Annotated in this window: 4 protein-coding genes; 3 read left to right on the forward strand and 1 reads right to left on the reverse strand. The window is 72.2% G+C overall.

Features of this window, described 5'->3' with window-relative positions; translation table 11 throughout:
* On the reverse strand, positions 1-604 hold a 604-nt coding region (locus GUY60_RS35680; protein ID WP_161705560.1), incomplete at its 3' end, for an HAD family hydrolase.
* Positions 605-734: 130 nt separating this feature from the next.
* On the opposite strand from GUY60_RS35680, the gene GUY60_RS35685 reads away from it, so the two are divergent.
* Genes GUY60_RS35685 through GUY60_RS35695 form a run of 3 tightly spaced genes read left to right on the forward strand, consistent with a single transcriptional unit; the run spans position 735 to position 3660 of the window.
* Positions 735-1799, forward strand: a complete 1065-nt coding sequence (locus GUY60_RS35685) for a FecCD family ABC transporter permease (protein ID WP_161705562.1) — start codon at positions 735-737, stop codon at positions 1797-1799.
* The gene (locus GUY60_RS35690) at positions 1796-2875 is read left to right on the forward strand and encodes a FecCD family ABC transporter permease (RefSeq protein WP_312866554.1); all 1080 of its coding nucleotides are present in this window, start codon (positions 1796-1798) and stop codon (positions 2873-2875) included. Before GUY60_RS35685 ends, GUY60_RS35690 begins: the two co-directional genes overlap by 4 nt.
* Entirely contained in the window at positions 2872-3660 is a 789-nt protein-coding gene (locus GUY60_RS35695; RefSeq protein WP_161705564.1) for an ABC transporter ATP-binding protein, read from the forward strand. The genes GUY60_RS35690 and GUY60_RS35695 overlap by 4 nt, the downstream gene beginning before the upstream one ends.
* Positions 3661-3696: the final 36 nt, after the last annotated feature.

Below are 3696 nucleotides of genomic sequence, written 5' to 3' on the forward strand. Positions count from 1 at the left end.
ACTTCGGGAAGTCCGTCAGGTCGCCGAGCACCACATCGGCGCCCTCCGCCCGCAGTTCGTCCGGTCCGCACGGCCCGGTCGGCACCGCCACGGACAGCGCGCCCGCCGTGCGCGCACCCCGTACGTCTCCGATGTGGTCGCCGACGTACACCGTCGCCCCGTGCTCGCGCAGCGCCTCCGCCTTGGCCTCCGCCCACAGCCAGCCGATCACCGCGTCCGCCTCGATGCCGAGGTGCGACAGGTGCAGCTTCGCGTTGGGCTCGTGCTTCGCGGTGACCACGATCGCGCGGCCGCCCCGCGCCTGGACGGCGGCCACGGCCTCGCGGGCGCCGGGCATCGCGAGGCTCGGGGCGATGGCGTGTGTGGGGTAGATCTCGCGGTAGCGGTCGGCCATCTCCGGTATCCGCTCCTTCGGGAACCAGTGCGCCAGCTCCTCGTCCAGCGGCGGCCCGAGCCGGGTGACGGCCAGATCGGCGTCGATGTGGGTGCCCGTCTCGGCGGCGAGCGCGCGGTACGCGGCACGGATGCCGGGGCGCGAGTCGATCAGCGTCATGTCGAGGTCGAAGCCGACGGTGAGCGGGGCGGGGTGCGCTTGCGTTGCCATACCCACCATTGTGCTTCCGCCCGCGCGGAGGCCGGGCTCCGGAGGCCGCCCCGTACACTAAGCCAAGCCTAATCTCACGTACATACGGCGCGTTTCGTTACGTACCGCAGGATTCACCACGAAGGGTCCCATGGCCGCCGCCCCTCCCGCCGCCGCGCGACGCACGCCGGTGGCGCGACGCACGCCGGTGGCCCGACGCACACCGGTGGCCCGACGTATAGCCCTGACCGGCGCGGCAGTTGTGGTCCTCGCACTCGCCGTACTGCTTTCGCTCGCGGTCGGCGCGCGGGCCGTGGCGCCCTCCGCCGTACTCGACGCGCTGCTGCACGGCGGCCACAGCGCCGCCGCCGAAGTCGTACGCGAACTGCGCGTCCCGCGCACCCTGATCGGGCTCATGGTCGGCGCCGCCCTCGCCCTCGCCGGGACCGCGCTGCAGGGCATCACCCGTAACCCCATCGCCGACCCCGGCATCCTCGGCATCAGCCAGGGCGCGTCCGTCGCGGTGGTCCTCGCCATCGCCTTCGCCGGGGTGCACGAACTGAGCGGGTACGTCTGGTTCGCCTTCGCCGGCGCCGGGTTCGCGTCCCTCGCCGTGTACGCCATCGCCTCCCGGGGACGCGGCGGCGCCACCCCCGTGAAGCTCGCGCTCGGCGGCGCCGCGATCAACGCGCTGCTCGTCTCCGTGACCATGGCCGTCCTCACCACGAAGGCCGCGGCGCTCGACGAGTTCCGCTTCTGGCAGGTCGGCTCGGTCGCCGGCCGGGACACCGAAGTGGTCGCGCAGACCTGGCCGTTCATGGCCGTCGGCGTGGTTCTCGTGATCGCCGTCGCCCGTGGCCTCGACGCCCTGGCCCTCGGCGAGGACGTGGCGAAGGGCCTCGGGCAGAACGTCGCGGCGGTACGGATCGTCGGCGGCCTCGGCGCGACCGTCCTCACCGGCGTCGCCGTCGCGGCCGCGGGCCCGATCGCCTTCATCGGCCTGGCCGTACCGCACATCGCCCGCGCCCTCGTCGGCAGCGACCACCGCTGGCTGCTGCCCATGGCCGCCCTGATCGGCCCGATCATGCTGCTCGTCTCCGACACGATCGGCCGCGTCATCTTCCCGCCCAGCGAGGTCCCGGCGGGCGTGATGACGGCCCTCATCGGGGTGCCGTTCCTGGTCACGCTGGTACGACGGAAGGCGGTGGCGGCGTGAGCGCCTCCGGACCCGCTGTGGACAGCGCGATACGTCAGAGGCCGGCCGGGTACGCCGTACTGCGCGCCCGCCACGCCTCGTTCCTCGTGCACCGTCGGGCAACCGTGGTCGCAGGCGCACTCACCCTGCTCCTCGCAGCAGCAGCCCTCGCCTACCTCTGCGTCGGCGAGAGCTTCGTCGCCCCCGCCGAAGCCCTGAAGGTCGTCCTCGGGCAGCCCTCCCCCGACGAACTCGTCGTCGGCACCCTGCGGTTGCCCCGGCTCGTCGTCGGGCTCCTCGTCGGGGCCGCGTTCGGCGTCGCCGGTGCGCTCATCCAGACCGTCGCCCGCAACCCGCTGGCCAGCCCGGACATCATCGGCATCAGCCAGGGCGCGAGCGCCGTCACGGTCGGCGCGATGACCTTCGGCGTCACCTCGTACGCCGTACTGCCGTACGTCTCCATCGCGGGCGGCGTGCTCGCCGCGGCGCTCGTGTACGTCTTCGCCTGGCGCGGCGGGCTGCACGCCACCCGGTTCGTGCTCATCGGCATCGGCTTCGCCATCGCGCTCCGCTCGGTCACCACCCTCTTCATGACGAAGGGCGACTACCTCGTCGCCCAGCAGGCGCAGATCTGGATGACCGGCTCCCTCAACGGCCGTGCCTGGCCGGAGGCCCAACTCCTCGGCGGAGCCCTGCTGATTTTGCTGCCCGCCGTCGCCTGGGCGGCCCGCGCCCAGCGCACCGTGAGCATGGACGACGACACGGCGACCGCCCTCGGCGTACGGCTCGGGCGGGTACGCCTCGGGCTCGTCCTGCTCGGCGTCGTCCTCGCCGCCGTCGCCACCGGGACCGCCGGGCCCGTCGACTTCGTGGCGCTGCTCGCCCCGCAGATCGCCCGCCGGATGACCCGTACGGCACAGATCCCGCTGGTGTGCAGCGCGTTGACGGGGGCGGTGATCGTGGTGGTCGCCGACCTGCTCGCACGGCGGCTTTTCGCGCCGACCGAGCTGCCGGTGGGTGTGCTTACGGCCGCGGTGGGCGCCCCGTATCTGATCTGGCTGATCGTTCGTAGCCGTACCGTCGGAGGGACGTCGTGACCCGGCTCCAAGCCCGCGAGTTGACCCTCGCCTACGAGGACCGCACCGTCGTGCGGGGTCTCGACCTGGCCGTCCCCGACGGCGAGGTGACCGTCATCGTCGGGCCCAACGCCTGCGGCAAGTCGACGACGCTGCGCGCGCTCGGGCGGCTCCTCAGGCCCAAGGAGGGTGCGGTGCTGCTCGACGGCACGGCCCTCGCGAAGCTGCCCACGAAGAAGATCGCCCAGCAGATCGGGCTGCTCCCGCAGTCGCCGGTCGCGCCCGAGGCGATCACCGTCGCGGACCTGGTGGCCCGCGGCCGGCAGCCGCACCAGCACTGGTGGCAGCAGTGGTCCGACGACGACGAACGGGCCGTCACCGAGGCGATGGAACGTACGGACGTCTCCGACCTCGCCGAACGCTCCGTCGACGAGCTGTCGGGCGGGCAGCGGCAGCGGGTGTGGATCGCGATGGCGCTGGCGCAGGAGACGTCGCTGCTGCTGCTCGACGAGCCGACGACGTTTCTGGATATTTCCCATCAGGTGGAAGTGCTGGATCTGGTGCGGCAGTTGAACCATGACAAGGGTCGGACTGTGGTGGTCGTGCTGCACGATCTGAATCAGGCGGCTCGGTATGCGGATCATTTGGTGGCGATGCGGGCGGGGTCTGTTGTGGCCTCGGGGCCGCCGTCGGAGGTCGTTACGGCGGAGCTTGTGCGTGAGGTGTTCGGCCTCGACTGTGTGGTCGTTCCGGATCCTGTGACGGGGTCGCCGTTGGTGGTTCCGGGGGCGCCTTGGGGGGCTTGAGTTTTTTTCTTCCCCACCCCGCCCCTTCCCGAAAGC

The organism is Streptomyces boluensis, from assembly GCF_009908195.1.
GTDB classification, from domain to species: domain Bacteria; phylum Actinomycetota; class Actinomycetes; order Streptomycetales; family Streptomycetaceae; genus Streptomyces; species Streptomyces boluensis.

Bases quoted from the DNA above. Each gene is read 5' to 3' on its own strand.
- GUY60_RS35685 (WP_161705562.1), top strand. From the start codon at position 735: ATGGCCGCCGCCCCTCCCGCCGCCGCGCGACGCACGCCGGTGGCGCGA.